Source organism: Nocardia suismassiliense, from assembly GCF_900269665.1.
Taxonomy (GTDB): Bacteria; Actinomycetota; Actinomycetes; order Mycobacteriales; family Mycobacteriaceae; genus Nocardia; species Nocardia suismassiliense.
This window is the reverse complement of record NZ_LT985361.1, coordinates 6,886,592-6,906,868: the sequence shown is the minus strand read 5'-3', so window position 1 is coordinate 6,906,868 and position 20,277 is coordinate 6,886,592. Positions and strand designations below refer to the sequence as shown.

Sequence of the window (20,277 nt, the reverse complement as noted above, 5' to 3'; positions counted from 1 at the left end):
AGGAGGCGGCTGTGAAGCTCGATACCCAGGTCATCGCCCAGGCGGCGCTGAACCTGCTCGACGACGTCGGCCTCGACGGGTTGACCATGCGCAAGGTGGCCGCCGCACTCGACGTGCAGGCCCCCGCGCTCTACTGGCACGTCAAGAACAAGCGCGAACTACTCGACGCGATGGCACGCACCGTCTTCGTCGCCGCCGTCGACGGCTTGGAGGCGCCGCGGCGCGGGCAGGACTGGCAGGACTGGACCATCCAGCTCGCCAGCAGGCTGCGCCGGTCGATGCTGCACTACCGTGACGGCGCGAAGGTGCTTGCGGGCACCTACGTCAACGACGAAGCAATGTGGCGCACAGTGGAATTGACGCTGCGCACGCTGGAGGACGCGGGCTTGCCGATGGTGCAGTCGGTCCGCGTCTTCCCGATCCTGCTGCACTACACCATCGGCTTCGTCATCGAAGAGCAAGCGCGAGCCGGCGCCGAATACGACGACAACCCCTACCGGCCCGAGCGCCTCGAAAACCTCATCGACGCCACCCGATACCCCCTGACTACCGCGCTGGTCGACGAACTCTTCACCGCCGATCCCGACGCTGAGTTCGACCATGGCCTGCGCGTCATCCTCGCCGGCGTCGTCGCCGCCCGACCAGCCGGAATGACCTGATTCGGCCCGGCGGCACCCGCAACGGGATCGTCTGAAGCATCATCGGCCTTTAACTTCGTAACCGAACGGGACACGACGGCGGCGCTTCTCGCCCTTTGCCGCCGGGCCGAGACGACCTGATTCGGTCCGGCGAGACCTGCAACGGGGATCGCCTGAAGCGCCATGTCCCGCACGGCCGTAACTTCGTGATCCAACGGGACGTGGCGGCGGCCCCTTCTCGCACTTTGCCGCCGCTATGTCCCGTCGATCATGAACGTCAGCGCGGCGTCGCCGTAAGGTCGTAGACGGCTACGTTGCCGATGTGGACCGGGGTGTAGTGGGCGGCAACCCACTCCGCGATGTCCTTGTTTCCCGATGGGCGCCACAGGCCGTTGCCGGTATGCGGCTGGTCCGGTTCCGGGATGATTCCCGGCTGATCGGCAACTTTCCAGGCGTCGGGCAACTTCACTTCCTGCGCAAGGTAATACGTGACCTGGCGGGTGCTGACCAAGTGCTCGAAATCGGGGAGGGTGGGCACCGGGTCGTCGGAGGTGAAGCCGCCGATGGCGATCACGGGGGTGCGACTGGCGAGCTCCAGGCTCGCGGCCGTCGAGGACCTATCGATGGCGGCCGACCAGGTGGTCGTGGTATTGCGAAGCAGTTCGACGACCTGTGGTTCGGTCGAGCCGTCGAGGAACGCGGTGACGGCGCGGCGGACTTCGTTTGCGGAGCCGCCCTTTTCGGGTTCGGCGGGACCGACGGTCGGGCTGCCGCCCACATGCGCCTGCGGCAGGGTGGCCGCCGCGTAGGCGGTGGAACCGCCGAGTCCGGCCAGCACGCCCACGATCACCAGCACCGAGGTGGTCCGGGTGCGCAGCCGACGCGATACGGCGGGGAAGGCCCCGGCCAGCAGCCCGAGCGTGGCGAGCACTGCCACTGTGAGCAGGATCCAGCGCAGCCACGGCAGCCACTCGGAGTTGCGTTGCAGCAGCACGAAAGCCCACCCTGCCGTCGTCAGAACCAATGCGGCAGCGGCAATGCGGCCGAACACCTCATTGCGCCGCCGCCAAGCTTCGTGCACACCGAGCGCGAAGGTCGCCGCGACCGCAGGCCCGATGGCCAGTGTGTAGTACGCGTGCATGCCACCCTGCATGGTGGTGAACGCGATGCCGTCGATGATCAGCCACAATCCGAAAACCATTGCCGCACCGCGTATCAGATCGGTGCGCGGCGCCCGCCGGCGTGACGCCAGCACAATCCCGAAGGCCAGCAGCGCCGCGGGCAGCAGCCAGGAGGTCTCGAATCCGATCTCACCGGTGAACAGCCGCCACGGCCCCGACCCGCCGAAGCTACCGAAGCCGGCCCCGAGGTCGTGTGGCATCTCGTAGCCGGGCGGCAGCTCGAAGCGGTTGCCCCCCTTGTGATTCTGGCCGAGGAAGCGCGCGAATCCGTTGTAACCGAGCACCAGATCCATGAAGGTGTTGTTCGTCGACCCGGCGAGGTACGGCCGCGACGAAGCGGGCCACAGCATGGTCAGCAGCACGTACCAGCCGGACGAAACGATCAGCGCCACTGCGGCAGCAGCCAAGTGCCACAACCGATTCCGCAGCGTCGTCGGCGCAACGATCAGATAGGCGACACCCAGCGCGGGCAGCACCATCAACCCTTCGAGCATTTTGGCCAGGAACGCGAATCCGAGGGCGACACCCGCGATTACCAGCCAGCGTGCGCTCGCCCGCTCCAGCGCTCTGATCGTGCAGTAGGCACCCGCGGTCATCAGCAACACCATCACGGCGTCGGGATTGTTGAACCGGAACATCAACGCCACCACCGGAGTCACGGCCAGCACCGCACCGGCGAGCAACCCGGTACCCCGGCTGCCGGTCGCACGGGCGACCGCCGAATACAGCAACCAGACCGCGGCGACCGCCATCAACGCCTGCGGGACCAGCATGCTGGCACTGCTGAAACCGAACAGCTGCCCGGACAGCCCCATCACCCACTGCGACACGGGCGGCTTGTCGACAGTGATGAAGTTGTCAGGATCGAGCGACCCGAACAGCAGCGCCTTCCAGCTCCGTGACCCGGCCCAGGTCGCGGCGGCGTAGAAGTTGTTGCCCATGCCGTTGACGGTGATGTGCCAGAGATAGGCGACCGCCGTACCGATCAGCAGCGCGGCAAGTCCGGCCCGCTCCCAGCGACGAGCCGGGGGTAGGCCCGCCGGGGTCTCGGTTGCCTCGGAGAAGGTCGGTTCGACGCTGATCGCAGTCACCGCAGGAGCATGACCCGCGCAGCGGTGAAGGCGCTGGGCGCTCGCTGGCAATGTGCTGTGAACGACGCCGTGAGATCCGTGCTGGCACTACCGGACGAGAACGGCCGCACGGATCACCGTGCGGCCGTTCTCGTATCGAACTCGGTGGCTAGATCTTGCGGATCACCGTGACGACCTTGCCGAGTACCTGTGCGTCATTGCCGGGAATCGGCTCGAACACCGGGTTGTGCGGCATCAGCCAGACATCCTTGCCGGTGCGCTTGAACGTCTTCACGGTCGCTTCGCCGTCGATCATGGCGGCGACGATGTCACCATTGTCGGCGACGTTCTGCTGCCGCACCACCACCCAGTCGCCGTCGCAGATCGCCGCGTCGATCATCGACTGACCGACGACCTTCAGCAGGAACAGCGAGCCCTCGCCGACCAGCTCGCGGGGCAGCGGGAACACGTCCTCCACGGCCTGCTCGGCCAGAATCGGTCCACCGGCGGCGATTCGGCCGAGCACCGGCACGAACGTCGGGGTGGGCCGGTTCGGATCGGCTGCGCCCGTGTCGGATTCGTCGACGGCGGCGGCGTGCAGGGTGGTCACCGCGCGCCCCACCTCGTCGAGGCCTCGAACATCGACGGCGCGTGGACGATTCGGGTCGCGACGCAGAAAGCCCTTGCGCTCGAGTGCCCGCAGCTGATGAGCGACCGAGGAGGTGGACGTCAGCCCGACGGCGTCGCCGATCTCCCGGATGCTCGGCGGGTAGCCGCGCTCGCTCACCGAAGACCGGATGACCTCCAGCACTTTGCGTTGACGCACGGTGAGATCCGCTTCGGTAACCGCCGTGTCGACGCCGCCTTCGCTCTCTACGCCCGTGTCGTCTGTGTGCCTCACCGCAACCGCCCTTCCGTGCTGTATCCGGGCTGATCCGCCGCCCGGCATTTCCCTGCATGGCCTGTCTTGAATTTCGTCTTTCGAATCTAGTCCGGTCGGGCCGATGTTTCAAACATCTGTTCGAGGAGTGTCGGGCGTTTCCTGCTGACATTGTCGGTGGCACGTGGTAGAAATCGAACATCAGTTCTTCGAACACCTGAGCGAACAATGCATCGAAAAGCGGCACTGAACAGCGGTACCGAGCAGCCCCACCGGTCCGCCCAGCTCGAACACCCCAGCTCGAACACAGACGGAGCACCCACCACGGAGGTTTGTCCGATGAGCACTGCGATCAGCGACATCAACACGGAGATCGGCGCGCCGGGCACGGAACTCGCACGGCGTGTCGATGATGTTCGCGATGTCGACACGCGTGAGGCCGACTCGCGCGACACCGATTCGGCGGAGATAGATCTCGCGTTCGCGACCGTCCCGCGCGTGCATCGAGGCACGTTGCGTACGCGCCCAGCGGATTCCGCGCATCGGTCGACCGTGGACCGGCGCCCGCGTGGCGCGCGGCCCGGTGGTGGCGTCGTCGTATACGACCGTGGCACCCGGAATTCGCCGGTGCGCCAGGCCCGCGGTGCCCACCCGGTCGAGCTGGTCGAGCAGGCGCAGGTCGGTTTCGCCGTACTCGCGGTGGCCGCGCTGTTGAGTGCGCTCGTGGTGGCCGCGTTGATCACGCTGGCGCATCTGCGGGCGGGGGACTGGGGTGGGGACACTGGTCCGGGCACGGTGCCCGCGGTGGTCGACGGGCAGTCGGTGGTCGTGGATAGCGCGCCCGAAATCGTGCTGCCTCAAGGTGTCAGCACCCGTTGACGAGATCAGCCGACATTTCGGGCATTGCTTCTCGGACCGGCGTGGCTACTACGTAGCACCAGCCTGATCGTGCGGTCGCGAAGTGACCGAATTTGTTGATCATCAACTAGAACATGTTGTTAGTGTGCTGAACACGTGATCTGGCAAAGCCCTTTGCCACACGCGGCCGTCGCCTACGCACGAGTTCGGGACATCTAGCAATGACGCATCTCGCCACCGCCGGACGCTCCACCCGGCTGCTCGCCCGAACTTTCGGGATCGCCCTCTGTCTGGTCTTCGGGGTCGCCGCCATCCCGGCCGCCCATGCGGCGCCCGCCTACGCGGACTACCTCGACCTACCCGCCGTCAACGGTGACGGCGCGGGCGGCGGCGGGCTGAATCCGGCGCTCCCGCTGGACGAACCGACCCTGTCCGCCGCGGTGGACGCGGCGCGCGCCGACGGCGTGTCTCCGCGCCGGTACGCGACCCTGCTGCATCAGTACTGGCTGGTCGTCGCGACCCGCAACGCCGCCATCGACCTCGCGGCCTGGGATCCGGCCCGCGGCGTCCGCGCCAACGAACGCACCTTCAATCAGGTGTATGTCAACTACCTACGGCTCACCACGCAGCACCCGCAGTTCTACTGGACCGGCCTGGCCGGCATCGCGGGCGGCTCGTTCGCCTCCGGTTTCTTCGACATGAGCGACGTCGGCGTGGTGCTCGACGTGCCCGGCATCCACCAACTCGGGGACGCCGTCGCCGACCTCTTGCGCCACACCCCACCAGAATTGGTGCGAGAACTGCCCGCCGACATCCGGCTGCTCGCCACCGAGGGCTCGCGGCTCACCACCGAGGACGTCGCCTGGTACCAGACCCGGCTGATGATCATGCAGAAGCACATCTTCACCGACCTGGTCCCGATGCACGAGGCCTACATCGCGCTGGGCATGCGTGGCATCGATGAGATGTACGAGGCGGGTGTGCTCGACGACGACATCCACACGGCATGGCAATCGATCGCTCAGGGCACCCGCGAAGGCAACATCGACGCACTGATCCGGATGACCGACCGCGAACAGAACAAAGTCATCGCCGACCAGTGGGACGCGACCGCCGCGGGCCGTGCTCCGATCGGCCGGGTCCTCACCTACGTGAGCACCATCGCGGGCAAACCCGCCGTGCCCGGTGTCCGCGCCCCGGGCGTGTTCGCACCGGCCACCGTCCGCGCCGACCTCGGCGGACGCACCCTGGCCCTGCGCACCTCGCTGCCCGACTTCAACTGGGCCGACCGCGACACCCGCTGGACCTACATCACCGGGGACCTCGTCCCGCGGCACATCGACATGGAGCTCAACCCGGCACTCGGCACCGCCGTGCTCGGCGAGTCGTTCTGGAACAAGCTGGCTCGTGGCCGCCTCATTCCACGCCTGCCCGAACTGATCGCCGACCTGACCTCGCAGTGGCAGATCGTCGAATAGCCCGCAGCGGCCGATCGAATCATCAGCACGCGCCTGCGCGAGTGAGCACAGAATCCTGCGCGGACAAGTGGCGGCGACGTGTCGACGTTCAGCGGAAGCGAACCGGCGATCCCGCGGACATTGCCGGTGGGTACAGGGTGAGTGAGACATCCCGGGTACCCGGACGGGTATCCTCGAAGTGCTATGCAGGTATTCCGCATATCGCCTGAGGTTTACCTGGTGCCGGGGTCTAGGCCCCTGTACACGTGCTCGCCGGGACGGTCACCCCGATCGGTTGCCGGGCCGGCCGCGAGCACGCGCATCGACGAAGGATCCCCCGGATGCATTGCCCGTACTGCCGACACCCCGACTCCCGGGTGGTGGACTCGCGCGAGGCCGACGAAGGCGCGGCCATCCGCCGCCGCCGCGCGTGCCCGCACTGTGGGCGGCGGTTCAGCACGGTGGAAACCGCGATCCTGTCCGTGGTCAAACGCAGCGGCGTCACCGAACCGTTCAGCAGGGAAAAGGTCATCCGCGGTGTCCGCCGCGCCTGCCAGGGTCGCGAAGTCGACGACGACGCCCTGAACCTGCTCGCACAGAAGGTGGAAGACGCGGTGCGCGCCAAGGGTTCTCCCGAGGTGCCGAGCCACGAGGTCGGGTTGGCCATCCTCGGCCCGCTGCGCGACCTGGACGAGGTCGCCTACCTCCGCTTCGCCTCCGTCTACCGATCCTTCACCTCCGCAGCGGATTTCGAGCGTGAGATCCAGGAGATGCGCAGCGCCCGTGAAGCGGCCGCTGTGCCCGCCGAATAGCAACAGCCGCAGACACTTCGATTTCCCGCACACGGAATCGCATGCGATTCCTGGTGCGACAAATCAGTTTCCGTGCGTCTGCCGCTTCATGGTCGGCGACCAGGTTGTCATGGTGCGAGGCGCAAGCAGGTATACGAGGTTCAGCTACCGGCGGATGGCAGCGATCGCTTTCTCGATGCGCTTGGCGGACACCGGATATGGCGTGCCGAGCTTCTGGGCGAACAGGCTGATCCGGAACTCCTCGATCATCCACCAGATCTCGGTGACGGCCGGTGCGTGGCGCCGGTTCTCCGGCAGCGAGTTGATCAGCCGGTCGTAGGCGGTGAGGGCGCGGTCCAGTTCGATCATGCCCTGCCGGTCGCGGACCGCGGAACCGGGCAGCGCCTCCAAGCGGACGACGGCGGCTTGCAGGTAACGGGGGAGTTCGCGCAGCCGGGCGCTGCCCCATTCGGCGATGAAACCAGGGAAGACCAGGTTGTCGAGTTGGTCGCGGACGTCGTCGGCGATGTCGCGTTCGGAGGTCTGCGCCAGCGCCACCGAAACCCGGTGTGCCTCGGCCAGAATCGGCACCACCAGGCGGACGAGTCGCGCCACCGTGGTGACGAAGTCGGGGCGGATCTTCGCCACCAGTGCCGCGAAGTCATCCGGATTGTGCACCGGTCCGCCCGCGGCGGCGATGAGTTCGTCGGCGGCCGCGGCCCGGCAGTCCTCGACCAGCGCCTCCAGCGATCCGTACGGATTCTGGCTCAGCGCAAGGCGATCCGCGGGACGCAGGCTAGAGGTGACGGTGCGCACGGAAGTCGGCAGCGCGTTCAGGACGAGCGCACGGGTGCCCGCGCGCATCGCGGCGGCCTGTGCGGCAGGGGAGCTGAGTACCCGGACCGCCACACCCTCGCCCTCGGGCACGAGCGCGGGATAACCGGTGACGGTCTGCCCGGCCACCTCACGGCGAACCGTCGGCTCCACCGTGCCCAGCGACTCCGACGTCCACACCGCGGCGGGCGCTCGTTCGGCACCGGCCGTCGCGCGAGCAACCGAGGCGGAAACCTGTTCGGCCAGCTGAGTTTTCAGGGCAGGCAGACTCTTGCTGCGGGCCAGCACCTTGCCCGCGCTGTCGACCGCCGCGAAGGTCATGCGCAGATGATCCGGCAGCGCGGCGGTATCGAGGTCGGTCGGGTCGATGGTGATCGCACCGAGCCGCGACAGCTCTCGCGCCAACCCGATGCGCAACGGCTCGGCGCGCGGGGTGAGCGCGGCCAGTGCCCGCGCCGCGAAGTCCGGCGCCGGAACCACGCTGCGCCGCAACGCCTTCGGCAGGGTCTTGATCAGTGCCGCGGCCAGTTCGTCGCGCATGCCCGGCACCAGCCAGTCGAAGCCGACGGCCCGCACGTGCGCCAGTTGCTCGACCGGGATCCGTACGGTGACACCGTCTTCCTCATTACCCGGCTCGAACTGGTAGGTGAGCGGAAAACTGAGCTCTCCCTGCCGCCAGGCATCAGGGAAGGCGGCCGGATCCAGCGCCGCGGTGCCCGCGTTGACCACGGTCGAGGTCGAGAAGTCCAGCAGCGCGGGGTCTTTGCGGCGCGCGGACTTCCACCAGCTGTCGAAATGCCGCACGGAGACGATGTCGGCGGGTAGGCGCTTGTCGTAGAACTCGAACAGCACCTCGTCGTCGACCAGGATGTCGCGGCGGCGGGCGCGATGCTCCAGATCGGCGACGTCGTCGATCAATTCGCGGTTGCGGTGGAAAAACTCGTGCCGGGTCTGCCATTCGCCCTGCACCAGCGCGTGCCTGATGAACAGCTCACGTGACAGTTCCGGATCGATCCGGCCGTAGTCGACCTGCCTGCCGGTCACCAGCGGGATGCCGTACAGCGTGACGCGTTCGTAGGCGCTGGCCGCGCCGCGCTTGGCCGACCAATGTGGTTCGGAATAGGTGCGCTTCACCAGATCGCCCGCGAGCCGCTCGGCCCACTCCGGCTCCACCTTGGCGGCCATCCGCCCCCACAGCCGCGACGTCTCGACCAGCTCCGCCGCCATCACCCAGCGCGGCGGCTTCTTCGCGAGCGAGGAGCCGGGGAAGATCATGAACTTCGCGTTGCGCGCGCCGAGGAACTCCCGCGTCTCCGCTTCGCGCAGCCCGATATGGGACAGCATGCCGGCCAGCAGAGCCTGATGGATGCCGGTGGAATCCCATGGCATGTCATCCGATTCGAGTGACGAACTGCCGGCTGCCTGCGGTGCACCGCCGCGCCGTCCCCGCTTCGCCCCCCGCTGCCCGCCGCCGGTCGCGGACTCGGTCCGGCCGTCGCGAGAAGTATTGGCGTCCTGCCGGTCCGACGGGGTCGGTCCGCCCGCTCTGCGGGGTTGGCCACTTTCGGCCTTGCCCCCGTCGCTGGGCTGCCCGAATTGAGCACCTTGGTCGGCTACACCCCGGCTGCCGGATCGCCGACGCCGTGAACCCCCCTCGGCCTGCTGCCGCACGTCGGACTGCCCGTCCGGTAATCCTTCCGCGCCCTTACCTCGAGCTCGCCCGCGTCGAGAGTTGCCCGCGGCAGATTCGCCCGCATCCTCGGAGCGGTCCGACGAGTCGGCCGACCACCCGAGCCCCTTCGTGATGGTGCGCAACTGCCCGTGCAGGTCCTGCCACTCCCTGATCCGCAGGTAGTGCAGGAACTCCTCCCGGCACATCCGCCGGAACTGGTTGGACGACAACGACTTCCGCTGCTCGGTCAGATAGTCCCAGAGTCGCAGGTAAGCAAGGAAATCCGAGCCTTCGACGACGAACCGCGCATGCTTGAGATCAGCGGCCTGCTGATTATCGGCGGGCCGCTCGCGAACGTCCTGAATCGACAGTGCGGCAACAATGATCAGCACCTCCGCCAGACAACCGTTGCTGTGCGCCTCCACCAGCATCCGCGCCATCCGCGGATCGACCGGCAGCTGCGCCATGTCGCGCCCGATCGGGGTGAGCGTCAATCCGTAGTCATCGGTGCGGGTTTCGACCGCGTCTTTCGAGTCAGCGGTCCGCCGTCCCAGCGCACCGAGCTCCTCCAGCAGCGCGATGCCGTCCCGGATCGCTCGTTTGTCCGGCGCCTCCACGAACGGGAAGTTCTCGATATCGCCGAGCCCGAGCGCGGTCATCTGCAGGATGACGGCGGCCAGGTTGGTGCGCAGGATCTCCGGTTCGGTGAACGCGGGCCGGGACTCGAAATCGTCCTCGGAGTACAGCCGGATGCAGATACCGTCGGCGACCCGGCCACAGCGTCCGGCGCGCTGCCGGGCCGAGGCCTGGGAGACCGGTTCGATCGGCAGTCGTTGCACCTTGGTGCGCATCGAGTAGCGCGAGATGCGCGCGGTGCCGGGGTCGATCACATACCGGATGCCGGGGACGGTGAGCGAGGTCTCCGCGACATTGGTGGCCAGCACCACGCGGCGGCCGGGGTGCGGCGCGAACACCCGGTGCTGTTCGGCGGTGGACAGCCGAGCGTAGAGCGGCAGGATCTCGGTGCGCGGCAGCTTCAGATCGCGCAAAGCGTCTGCGGTGTCCCGGATTTCGCGTTCACCAGAGAGGAACACCAGCACGTCCCCGTCGCCCTCGGCGAACAGTTCGGTGACCGCGTCGCCGATGGCGTCCACCGGGTCGCGGTCGACCACCCGGGTGTCCTCGTCGTCTTCGTCGTCGGCGCCGGGCAGTTCCAGCGACAGGGGCCGGTACCGCAGCTCCACCGGATAGGACCGGCCGGATACCTCGACAATCGGTGCGGGAGCGCCGTTCTCGTCGGCGAAATGCCGGGCGAACAGTTCCGGGTCGATGGTCGCCGAGGTGATGATCACCTTCAGGTCGGGCCGGCGCGGCAGCAGCTGTTTGAGGTAGCCGAGCAGGAAGTCGATATTGAGGCTGCGTTCGTGCGCCTCGTCGATGATGATCGTGTCGTAGCGGCGCAGCAGCCGGTCGCGCTGGATCTCGGCGAGCAGGATGCCGTCGGTCATCAGCTTGACCAGCGTGCGGTCGGAGGCGTGATCGGTGAAACGCACCGTGTAACCGACGGCGTCGCCCAATTCGGTGCCGAGTTCCTCGGCGATGCGCTCGGCGACGGTGCGCGCGGCCAGCCTGCGCGGCTGGGTGTGGCCGATGGTGCCGCGGATGCCGCGCCCGAGCTCCAGGCAGATCTTCGGGATCTGGGTGGTCTTGCCGGAGCCGGTCTCGCCGGCCACGATCACCACCTGATGCGCGGCGATGGCGGCGGCGATGTCCTCGCGGCGCTGGGTGACCGGCAGTTGCTCGGGGTAGCGGATCTCCGGTACGGCGGCGCGGCGCGCGTCGATGCGGAGCTCGGCCGCGGCGATCTCGGTCTCGACCTCGCCGAGGTCGCCGCCGCGCGCCCGGTCGAGCCGGCGGCGCAGCCGGTATTCGTCGCGGAGGGAGAGATTCGCCAGGCGGGTGCGGAGCTCGCGGGGTCCGGTGTCAGCTGTCCTGGTCATTGCATTCATAAGCGTAGCGAAGGGCGGCAACTGGTATTTCCGTCAGGCGGTGCGGGCGGGTTGCCGACAGTGTGCGGGCTGTCCGAATGTGGCGCGTTTACCCGGGTTGATATGCGAGGATCGGGCAATGGACGCCGACTCGGGCACGGCTTGGATATATCGCGGTCTGCGGATCGCCTTCGGTGTGCTCGCCGCCGTCGCGCTGGCCTGGATCCCGCTGCGCAATCTGCACGAGGCCGGGTTCTCCACCGGAAACTACTTCAGCTTCTTCACCATTCAATCGAATGTGCTCGGCATGCTGGTGTTGCTGATCGGCGGCCTGCGTGACCCGCAGGGCCGCCGCTGGGAGGTGCTGCGCGGGGCGACCGCGTTGTATCTGCTCATCACCGGTGTGGTCTACGCGGTGCTGCTGGCCAATATCGACGTGATGCTCACCGATCGCTGGATCAACGACATCCTGCATCGCGTGCTGCCCATCGTGCTGGTCGCCGACTGGGTGCTCGTCCCGGCCCGCGAGCGGCTCGCCCTGTCGCCGCGGCTCGTCCTGCTGTGGCTGATCTACCCGGTGGTCTATGGCGTCTACACGCTGATTCGCGGCCCGATCGTCGACTGGTATCCGTACCCGTTCCTCGACCCTCGGCAGCAGGGCTACATCTCGCTGACGATCGGCCTGATCGTTCTGCTCGGCGTCTTCACCCTGCTCGCCATCGCGATAGCGGCCGTGGGCGGGCGAGCGCGTCTTCGAACGCCATGAGGCGGTTGGGCCGCGGTCGAACGTGGTAATGGCCATAGGGTCGAGGTGCACTGCTAGCGGATTTTCCCTGGTTGACCGGGTTGCCATCGGCTCGCGGGACCGCGATGGGGCCCGGCACGATTCGGAGGGCGACACCTCCCTCCGGTAAAGGTGGACACATGAACTCGCTATGGCATGGATTTGCCGACATGGGTGCGGTCGAGCGGGACGGCGCGTTCGTCGTCGCCCGTGGCGAGGGCGCCTACATCTACGACGCCGACGACAACCGCTACCTGGACGCGACGGCCGGACTCTGGTTCACCAACGTCGGCCACGGCCGCGGCGAGATCGCCGACGCGGTCGCCGCGCAGCTGCGCCGGGTCGCGCACTACTCCAACTTCGGCGACTTCACCGAACCGGCCACCCAGGAGCTCGCCGAGCGGTTGTCCGCGATGGCGCCGGTGCCCGGTAGCAAGATCTTCTTCACCTCCGGCGGTTCGGACTCGGTGGACACCGCGGCCAAGCTCGCCCGCCGCTACTGGCACGAGCTCGGCAGGCCGGACAAGACGATCGTGGTCGGGCGCAGCAAGGCCTATCACGGCATGCATGTCGCGGGCACCGCGCTGGCGGGCATCCCGCTCAACCGCGAAGGCTACGGCGAGCTGATGGCCGACGCGCGCACCGTCGAGTGGGACGACGCCAAGTCGCTGCTCGCCTTGATCGAGGAGATCGGCGCCGAACGCATCGCCGCCTTCTTCTGCGAGCCCATCATCGGCGCGGGCGGCATCTACCTGCCGCCGACCGGCTACCTCGCCGAGGTGCGCCGCATCTGCCGGGACAACGACATTCTCTTCGTCACCGACGAGGTCGTCACCGGCTTCGGCCGGATCGGCGGATCCTGGTTCGCGTCCTCGCGCTTCGACCTGCAGCCGGACCTGATGACCACCGCCAAGGGCCTCACCTCCGGCTACGTCCCGATGGGCGCCGTGTTCATCGCGCCGCACATCGCCGAACCGTTCTTCGCGGGCGGCGTCTGGTGGCGGCACGGCTACACCTACGGCGGGCACGCGGGCGCCGCCGCGGCCGCGCTGGCCAACCTGGACATCATCGAGCGGGAGAACCTGCTCGACGAGTCGGCTCGCCTGGAAGCGACCCTGCACGAGAAGCTCGCCCCGCTGGCCGAGCATGCGCGCGTGGCCGAGGTGCGCAGTGGGCTCGGTGCCGTGGCCGCTGTTCAGCTGGTCGACCCCGCCGAGGGGTTGCCGATGGTGAAAACCCTTCGTGCGCAAGGTGTTTCCAGCCGTGCGGCCGGGCAGGGTGCGATGCAGATCTCGCCGTCGTTCGTGATGACCGATGCGCAGGTCGACGAGATGGTCGAGGGGTTCACCCGCGCCCTCGGATGATTGCTGTTCAGAGCGTGCGGGTCATGAAAACGCTGAACGGGTCGAGTTCGTAATCCCCGAACGGTTCACAGAACTCGAAACCATGCGCGGCATAAAGCTTTTGGGCCGGGACGAAGAACTCGGGCGCACCGGTCTCCAGGCTGACCCGCCGGTACCCGCGGGCGGTCGCCTCGGCGAGCAGGTGGCGCAGCATGATCGAGGCGATGCCGCGACGTTTGTGCGTCGCGGCGGTGCGCATGGACTTGATCTCGGCGTGCTCGGCATCGAGCTGTTTGAGGGCCGCGCAGCCGGCCAGGGTGTCGCCGTCCCATCCGCTCCAGAAGGTGATCTCCGGGCGGCGCAGCCCGTCCAGGTCCAGGGCGTGGCAGCTCTCGGCGGGGGAGTGTGCGGCCATGTCGGTCAGGTGTTCGGTGAGCAGGGCCGCGATCTCCGGTCCGGAGAGGTCGTCGACCACGATGCGGAGGCCGGGCATCGAACCGTTAGCAGCGCCCGCGGGAGCGGACTGGTCGGTGGTGCTAGACATTTGTCCATCATGCCCGGCGGCGCACCGCGGCGAGCACTCGACGGACCCCGATCGAACACGCTTTACTGAGAGGGCACTCGCCCGCACTTGCTAGACGGACCTCGCTGTCCGGCCAGGGGGTCCCAGTAATGAAGCTTGCCAAGGTCACCACGCTGGCCGCGGGCGCCGCCCGCCGGGTCGCCGACGAAACCTATTACGCCTCATTGGCGGTCCGCGCCGGGCTGGTCACCCTGGAACGGCCCGACCGGCTCGCCCAGATGGGTGCGGCGGTCGTCCGGTCCGGGATGCTCGGCGGGCTCGTCTCGGTCGCCGCGCTGCGCTACCGGGACCGGGCCGCGCTCATCGATGAACTGGGCTCGATCACCTTCCGCGAACTCGACGAGCGCACCAGCGCGCTGGCCAACGCCTGGCGCGCCCGCGGCCTGCGCGACGGCGAGGGCGTCGCGATCCTGGCCCGTAACCATCGCGGCTTCCACTACGCGGTGTTCGCCGCCGCCAAGTGCGGCGCCCGAATCGTGCTGCTGAACACCGATTTCGCCGGCCCCCAGCTGCGCGAGGTGGTGGCCAGGGAGGGCATAGATCTGCTGGTGTTCGATGAGGAGTACACCGACATGCTCGGTGACCTCACCCCGCCGCGCGGGCGCTATCGCGCCTGGGCCGATCGACCCGGTGTCGACACTTTGGACAATCTGATCGCCGGCGCGAGCCATTCCGCACCGCGGCGCGCCACCACCACCGCGAAGGTCATCCTGCTGACCAGCGGAACGACCGGCACCCCGAAGGGCGCCCCGCGCGGCGAACCGACCTCGCTGGCCCCGCTCGCCGCGATCCTGGACAAGGTGCCGTTCCGGGCCCGCGAGATCACCGAATGCCCGGCGCCGCTGTTTCATACGCTGGGCTTCGCGCACCTGTTCATCGCGCTCGGTTTCGGCTCGACGCTGGTGATCCGCCGCCGCTTCGACCCGCAGGCGGTGCTGGACAGCCTGCACCGCCACCGCGCCACCGCCCTCGTCGCGGTGCCGGTGATGCTGCAGCGGTTGGTCGACCTCGGCCCGGAAGCCCGTGCCGGACATGACTTCTCGGCACTGCGCATCATCTTCGTCGCGGGCTCACAGCTGGGCGCCGAGCTGTGCACCAGGGTGACCGAGGCGTTCGGCCCGGTGGTCTACAACATGTACGGCTCCACCGAGGTGGCCTACGCGACCATCGCCACCCCCGCCGACCTGGCCGTCGAGCCGGGCTGTGTGGGCAGCCCGGTGCCGAGCGCGACCGTGCGCATCCTCGACGAGGACGGTGCGGAGCTGCCGCCGGGGCGGACCGGCCGGATCTTCGTCGGCAACAGCTTCCAGTTCGAGGGGTACACCGGCGGTGGCGACAAGGTGCGGGTCGGCAACCTGATGGCCACCGGTGACGTCGGCCATTTCGACAGTGCGGGCAGGCTTTTCATCGACGGCCGGGACGACGACATGATCGTCTCCGGCGGCGAGAACGTCTTCCCCGGTGAAATCGAGGAACTGCTGGCCGCGCACCCGGCCGTCGCCGAGGTGAGCGCCTTCGGCGTGCCCGACGATCGGTACGGGCAGCGGCTGCGCGCGGTAATCGTTGTGCGCGAAGGTCATTCACTCGACGAGGACTCAGTGCGCGAGTACGTCAAGGCGCATCTGGCGCGGTTCAAGGTGCCGCGCGACGTCGTATTCATCGACGAACTGCCGCGCAACCCGACCGGGAAGGTGCTCAAACGCGTTCTGCGCGAACTGTGATCGCTACTTGCCGTTGCGGGTGAACGCGCGGCGCACCAGTCCCGGCGAGCGGAACGCGGCCCGCAGGAAGCTGGTGGGCGGCACGCTGATCAGGCCGCCCCGCCCGTGCAGCACGCAGTCCACTACGGAATCGGCGACGGCCGCCGGGTCTTCCAGCGAACCTGAGGCGACGGTGCTGACGGTGACGCCCTTACCCGACAGTTCCTGGTCCAGCGCCGCGCCGAGACCGACCACGCCGTGCTTGGTGGCGCAGTACACGGCGACGCCCAGCGCCGCGGTCACCCCGCCCACCGTGCCGATGTTCACGATCTGGCCGTGTCCCTGACTGGCGAATCGTTCTGCGGCGAGCCGGGTTCCGATGATCACCGCGCGCAGGTTGATATCGATCTGCCGGTCCGATTCGGTTTCCGTCTCCGCGAGAAAGGGGCCCGAGGGCATCACGTCGGCGGCGTTCACCAGGACGTCGAGACCGCCGAGCCGGCGTTCGGCGTAGGTGAGGAAGCTGCCGAAGCGGGCGCTGTCGGTGACGTCGAGGGCCAGTCCGGCGACGGTGCCGTCGCGGGATCTGCCGAGTTGCTCGGCGACCGCCCGCACCGCGCCGACGTCCACGTCGCCGAGGACGATATCGGCGCCCTCGGCCAGGAACGCCCTCGCTGTCTCGCGGCCGATGCCGTGCGCGCCCCCGGTGATCGCGATCCGTTTGCCAGTGAGCGTCTTCCGAGACATATGGTTTCGCCTGCCTTCGTCTCTGTATAACGCTAGAGGGTCGCTGGGTAGTGCTCCATGCGATATCGGGTCAGCACTTTGCACAATCCGGCCAGGGCGAATAGGGTCGATCGCCAGTCGCGTGACAGGTTTGCTGTCCATGACGACTTCGGCCAAGAACCTTGCGGATTGTGGCCATGACGAACCGGTCGGACGGTTTGCTCAGCTGGCCGAACCGCATTGGGAGAGCAGAACATACGATCTCCGGCCAGAAACCTTGCGCAAATCGGCCACGACAGGCAACGATGGACACGTGGCCTCATGGGAGTGGCGGCGGTCGGTAACAAACGCGGCGATCCTCGTCGAACTCGGGGACGATCACGGGCTCACCCAGGATCAGTGCCTACGCGGCACAGACGTCGATCCTCGGCTGCTGAAAACACCCGGTGGCGAGATCACCGCGGCGCAGGAACTGGCCATCGTCGGCAATCTCGTCACGCTGCTGGACGATCCGCCGGGTCTCGGCGTCGAAGCGGGCACCCGCACCCACCTCACCACCCATGGCGTACTCGCCTTGGCGGTGCTCAGTAGCCCGACCATGCGGCAGGCGATCGATGTCGCCATGCGCTACTTCAGCCTGATGACCTCGTTCGCCCGCGCCTGGCACATCTACCGCGACGACGAGATCCTGCTCTACGGCGACGACCGCGACCTGCCCGGCGAGCTGCGCGCGTTTCTGGCCGAACGCGATGTGTCTGCGCTGCTGACCAATTGGTTCATGGTGTTCGGCGTGCCGCCGCCGGTGGTCCGCGTCGAGATCGCGGGCGGGCTGCGCCCGCGGCTGGCACCCCTGTTCGACAGCTTCGAGATTCCGAGCACGGAATCCGCGGAATTGCAGCTCGCGGTGTTCGACGCCACCGGTATCGATGAGCCGATGCCGCAGGCCAGTCCGCTGACCGCGCAGCTGTTCGAAGAGCAATGCGACGATCTGTTGCAGCGCCGCGGACTGCGCCAGGGCGTGGCGGGCACGGTGCGGGAAATGTTGATGCACCGGATGAACAGCAGGCTCAGCCAGGAGGACGTCGCGGCCGGGCTGCACATGAGCCTGCGCACGATGCGCCGGCGGTTGGCCGAGGAGGGCACCTCGTATCGGCAGCTCTGCGCCGAAACCTTCGGCACCCTCGCCGAGGAACTGCTCGCCACCGGGCTGACCGTCGAGGATGTCGCGTATCGCATGGGATATTCGGGCGCGCCGAGCTTTTCGAACGCGTTCAAGCAGTGGCGCGGGGTGTCGCCGGGGCGATTCGCTCGCTCGACGGTCGACCGGTACCGGCAGTCCGTGCCGCGCTGACGTCGCGGCGGCCTGAGTGCCGCCACCCCTAAAAGGGCACCCCGATGGATCTCGGGTGCGACCATGGAATGGGCAGGTCCACGGTCACCGTAGGAGGGGTGGTGGATGTGGCTCAGTTCGTGCAGGAGTACGCCGCGTTGCGGTGGTCGGTGGTAGCGGCGTTTCTGCTGGCGGTGGCGATCGTGCTCGGGCGGGTGGCTGCGCCACTTGCCGTGGGTACCGATGCCACTGGCTCTGTCCTCGTTCCGGTGGTCGAACCTGACCGGCGGCAACGTGATTCGACTCGTAAGACAGGTTCCATACCGACCGGCGGGTATCATGAATCCGATGCCGCGCACCTGATCATGTGCTTGGTGATGCTCGCGATGCTGGTGTTCCCGGCAGGCGCGAGTCCGGTCGCGGTGCGCGGCGTGCTCACCGCGATGACCGTGGTATTCGCCATCCTGTTGACGAGCCGAATTCTGGAGTGGCGCAGCGCGCCTCACTCGACCCCGCTGGACCGGCTGGTGCCGCTGGGTTACCACACGGTAACCGCCGCCGCCATGTTGTACGCCATGTCCGGACACGCGGCGCCGGGCCACACTGGTGGACCCGCCATGATTCCCGCGTTCGGGCTCGCCGCACTGTTCGCCGCGGACGCGCTACTGGTCACCCTCGCCGTCGGCCGCTCCCTCGACGACACGCCGGGCTACCTGCGCATTCTGCTGCTCTCCGGTGGGTGTGTCGCGGCGCTGACCGGGTCGAGGCGACGCTCGGCGGTGGTGCCGCACGTCGTGATGGATCTCGGTACCGCCTACATGCTCATCGCGGCCGTTTCGAGTTGACCGGCGCCGCAGACCAATCCGCGCGCCATCCCATACCGAACCCCTGTCTATGCGGGCAGATTCGGTCATCGATGAGATAGCGAACGAATCACGTGCCGACGTGCGCTGTGCACCCGATATGTGCGGGGGAGGGGCGGGTAGTGAGCGCGTTCTCGCTGCGGTACACCGGGTTGGTGCTCTCGTGCTGGACGAGGCGAACAGCCACTCGTTATGCGGATGCCCGACGCCCGCCGCGTTCGACCGACAACGATCGGCGTTGTCCGGTCGCACCCTGGTCGCACTGCTCGCCGCGATCGGCGACGGAGACCGCGTTGCCTTCACCGAGTTCTACCGGCTCACCAGCCCGCGAGTATTCGGGCTCGCCACCCGCATCGTGCGCAGCCGGGCCGCGGCGGAGGAAGTCAGCCAGGAGGTGTACCTCCAGGTGTGGTCGACCGCCGATCGCTACGAGCCGGCACTGGCCAGTCCGATCGGCTGGCTCATGATGCTCGCACACCGGCGCGCGGTCGACCGGGTGCGCGCCGAAGCCGCCTGCGCGGTCCGGGAATCGGCCTACGCGCACTCACACGGCGGCCGCGACCACGATGTCGTCGCCGAATCGGTGACGCAGCGCATGGATGAACAGGAGGTCCTCGGCTGCCTCGCCGCGCTCACCGCGACGCAACGCGAGGCGATCACGCTCGCCTACTACACCGGGCGCACGTACCGCGAAGTCGCAGACCACCTATCGGTGCCGCTGCCGACCGTCAAAACCCGCATCCGTGACGGGCTGAAGAGACTGGAGAGCTGCTTGTCCGGAGAATGCGCCGATGGCCGATAACCCGCCACGATCGGACGCGGAACTGCTCGACCTGGCGTACCCGTGCGCGTTGGACGCCGTCGGCGAGATCGAACGCCGGCGCATCGAGGAGCGGCTGGCAGCCGCCGATCCCGCTGTGCGGCAAGAGTTCTCGGACACGGTGCGGCGGTTGCGCGAGGTGATGGCGCAGGTGGCCGCGCTCGACGCCCAGGCTCCGCCGCCGGAATTGGAGGCGCGAATTCTGGCGGCACTGCCCGACGACGGGCGCGCCGAGCTTCCCTCCGCGTGGCGGCGGCGCCTGCGCTGGGTGGCGCCGGTGGCCGCGGCGGTCTGCCTGGTGATCGGCGGCAGTGTGGTCGCCGACCGGATCGCCAGCCCGCCCGACGGTGTACCGACCGCCGAGCGGATACATCGGCAGCCGGACTCGCGCACACTGACCAAACCGGTGGCCGGCGGCGGCACGGTCATGGTGGAGTTCTCCGCTCAGCAGCGGCTCGCGGTCGTCGCGTTCACCGGAGTGGCGGAGCCGCCGGCCGGGCGGGTGTACCAGGTCTGGTTGGTGCCCGTCGGGGAACGGCCGAGGCCGCGGTCGGCGGGGGTGCTCGTCGAAATGCCTTCGACAGCAAAACCATTCGTGACGACCTTCGATCCGGGGGAGACGCTGGCAGTCAGTGTCGAACCCTCCGGCGGATCGGTGGCGCCCACCAGTCCACCGATCGCCGGTGTGCCGCTGGTCTGAGGGTGTCGGGGGTGTCGGGGTAGCGGCCTGGATGCCGCTGTGCCGCAACGATTCCCGGC

General features: G+C 68.0%; 16 protein-coding genes. 11 read left to right on the top strand and 5 right to left on the bottom strand.

Annotation, left to right across the window (positions count from 1 at the left end; genetic code table 11):
• Window positions 1–11: 11 nt before the first annotated feature.
• Complete coding sequence (locus DBO33_RS30690; RefSeq protein ID WP_107660728.1) at window positions 12–659, top strand: TetR/AcrR family transcriptional regulator C-terminal domain-containing protein; 648 nt, start codon at window positions 12–14, stop codon at window positions 657–659.
• Between the two features lie 256 nt (window positions 660–915).
• Here the strand turns inward: DBO33_RS30690 and DBO33_RS30685 are convergent, their stop codons facing one another.
• Both DBO33_RS30685 and lexA read right to left on the bottom strand, forming a co-directional pair.
• Window positions 916–2,910, bottom strand: coding sequence for an ArnT family glycosyltransferase (locus DBO33_RS30685; RefSeq protein WP_107658165.1), 1,995 nt, complete (start codon window positions 2,908–2,910; stop codon window positions 916–918).
• 148 nt (window positions 2,911–3,058) lie between these two features.
• Window positions 3,059–3,790, bottom strand: a complete 732-nt coding sequence (gene lexA / locus DBO33_RS30680) for a transcriptional repressor LexA (RefSeq protein WP_194835887.1) — start codon at window positions 3,788–3,790, stop codon at window positions 3,059–3,061.
• A 318-nt stretch (window positions 3,791–4,108) separates the two neighbouring features.
• Here lexA and DBO33_RS30675 point away from each other — a divergent pair, with 318 nt between their 5' ends.
• From DBO33_RS30675 to nrdR, 3 genes are all read left to right on the top strand, one after another.
• Window positions 4,109–4,648 carry a hypothetical protein gene (locus DBO33_RS30675; RefSeq protein ID WP_159080608.1) on the top strand — a complete coding sequence of 180 codons (540 nt, stop codon included), beginning with the start codon at window positions 4,109–4,111 and terminating at the stop codon, window positions 4,646–4,648.
• 200 nt (window positions 4,649–4,848) lie between these two features.
• Window positions 4,849–6,105 carry a hypothetical protein gene (locus DBO33_RS30670; RefSeq protein WP_107658163.1) on the top strand — a complete coding sequence of 419 codons (1,257 nt, stop codon included), beginning with the start codon at window positions 4,849–4,851 and terminating at the stop codon, window positions 6,103–6,105.
• 320 nt (window positions 6,106–6,425) lie between these two features.
• On the top strand, window positions 6,426–6,896 hold the full coding sequence (nrdR, locus tag DBO33_RS30665; RefSeq protein ID WP_040736946.1) for a transcriptional regulator NrdR: 471 nt from the start codon (window positions 6,426–6,428) through the stop codon (window positions 6,894–6,896).
• A 144-nt stretch (window positions 6,897–7,040) separates the two neighbouring features.
• Here the strand turns inward: nrdR and hrpA are convergent, their stop codons facing one another.
• A complete protein-coding gene (gene hrpA / locus DBO33_RS30660) occupies window positions 7,041–11,381 on the bottom strand; it encodes an ATP-dependent RNA helicase HrpA (RefSeq protein ID WP_107658162.1) in 4,341 nt (1,446 codons plus the stop codon).
• A gap of 127 nt (window positions 11,382–11,508) precedes the next feature.
• Here hrpA and DBO33_RS30655 point away from each other — a divergent pair, with 127 nt between their 5' ends.
• A complete protein-coding gene (locus tag DBO33_RS30655; protein WP_107658161.1) occupies window positions 11,509–12,135 on the top strand; it encodes a Pr6Pr family membrane protein in 627 nt (208 codons plus the stop codon).
• Between the two features lie 158 nt (window positions 12,136–12,293).
• Window positions 12,294–13,517: an aminotransferase family protein gene (locus DBO33_RS30650; protein ID WP_107658160.1), complete on the top strand. Its 1,224-nt coding sequence runs from the start codon at window positions 12,294–12,296 to the stop codon at window positions 13,515–13,517.
• A 7-nt stretch (window positions 13,518–13,524) separates the two neighbouring features.
• On the opposite strand, the gene DBO33_RS30645 is transcribed toward DBO33_RS30650, so the two are convergent.
• Entirely contained in the window at window positions 13,525–14,040 is a 516-nt protein-coding gene (locus DBO33_RS30645; protein WP_234391133.1) for a GNAT family N-acetyltransferase, read from the bottom strand.
• A 128-nt stretch (window positions 14,041–14,168) separates the two neighbouring features.
• Here DBO33_RS30645 and DBO33_RS30640 point away from each other — a divergent pair, with 128 nt between their 5' ends.
• Window positions 14,169–15,800 carry an acyl-CoA synthetase gene (locus tag DBO33_RS30640; protein WP_107658158.1) on the top strand — a complete coding sequence of 544 codons (1,632 nt, stop codon included), beginning with the start codon at window positions 14,169–14,171 and terminating at the stop codon, window positions 15,798–15,800.
• A gap of 3 nt (window positions 15,801–15,803) precedes the next feature.
• Here the strand turns inward: DBO33_RS30640 and DBO33_RS30635 are convergent, their stop codons facing one another.
• Window positions 15,804–16,526 carry an SDR family NAD(P)-dependent oxidoreductase gene (locus tag DBO33_RS30635; protein WP_159080607.1) on the bottom strand — a complete coding sequence of 241 codons (723 nt, stop codon included), beginning with the start codon at window positions 16,524–16,526 and terminating at the stop codon, window positions 15,804–15,806.
• Between the two features lie 292 nt (window positions 16,527–16,818).
• Here DBO33_RS30635 and DBO33_RS30630 point away from each other — a divergent pair, with 292 nt between their 5' ends.
• From DBO33_RS30630 to DBO33_RS30615, 4 genes are all read left to right on the top strand, one after another.
• Entirely contained in the window at window positions 16,819–17,856 is a 1,038-nt protein-coding gene (locus DBO33_RS30630; RefSeq protein WP_147135936.1) for an AraC family transcriptional regulator, read from the top strand.
• Window positions 17,857–17,957: 101 nt separating this feature from the next.
• The gene (locus DBO33_RS30625; RefSeq protein ID WP_159080606.1) at window positions 17,958–18,680 is read left to right on the top strand and encodes a DUF5134 domain-containing protein; all 723 of its coding nucleotides are present in this window, start codon (window positions 17,958–17,960) and stop codon (window positions 18,678–18,680) included.
• Between the two features lie 181 nt (window positions 18,681–18,861).
• Window positions 18,862–19,500 (top strand): ECF RNA polymerase sigma factor SigK, encoded by a 639-nt coding sequence (sigK, locus tag DBO33_RS30620; protein WP_234391132.1) that lies wholly within the window; start codon window positions 18,862–18,864, stop codon window positions 19,498–19,500.
• On the top strand, window positions 19,490–20,218 hold the full coding sequence (locus DBO33_RS30615; protein ID WP_107658154.1) for an anti-sigma factor: 729 nt from the start codon (window positions 19,490–19,492) through the stop codon (window positions 20,216–20,218). Before sigK ends, DBO33_RS30615 begins: the two co-directional genes overlap by 11 nt.
• Window positions 20,219–20,277 lie beyond the last annotated feature (59 nt).

Excerpts from the sequence above, each read along its gene's own strand:
- hrpA (WP_107658162.1), bottom strand. The coding sequence starts at position 11,381 with ATGACCAGGACAGCTGACACCGGACCCCGCGAGCTCCGCACCCGCCTG.
- DBO33_RS30650 (WP_107658160.1), top strand. The coding sequence starts at position 12,294 with ATGAACTCGCTATGGCATGGATTTGCCGACATGGGTGCGGTCGAGCGG.
- DBO33_RS30655 (WP_107658161.1), top strand. The coding sequence starts at position 11,509 with ATGGACGCCGACTCGGGCACGGCTTGGATATATCGCGGTCTGCGGATC.
- DBO33_RS30640 (WP_107658158.1), top strand. The coding sequence starts at position 14,169 with ATGAAGCTTGCCAAGGTCACCACGCTGGCCGCGGGCGCCGCCCGCCGG.
- nrdR (WP_040736946.1), top strand. The coding sequence starts at position 6,426 with ATGCATTGCCCGTACTGCCGACACCCCGACTCCCGGGTGGTGGACTCG.
- DBO33_RS30670 (WP_107658163.1), top strand. The coding sequence starts at position 4,849 with ATGACGCATCTCGCCACCGCCGGACGCTCCACCCGGCTGCTCGCCCGA.
- DBO33_RS30675 (WP_159080608.1), top strand. The coding sequence starts at position 4,109 with ATGAGCACTGCGATCAGCGACATCAACACGGAGATCGGCGCGCCGGGC.
- DBO33_RS30615 (WP_107658154.1), top strand. The coding sequence starts at position 19,490 with ATGGCCGATAACCCGCCACGATCGGACGCGGAACTGCTCGACCTGGCG.
- DBO33_RS30635 (WP_159080607.1), bottom strand. The coding sequence starts at position 16,526 with ATGTCTCGGAAGACGCTCACTGGCAAACGGATCGCGATCACCGGGGGC.
- DBO33_RS30645 (WP_234391133.1), bottom strand. The coding sequence starts at position 14,040 with ATGTCTAGCACCACCGACCAGTCCGCTCCCGCGGGCGCTGCTAACGGT.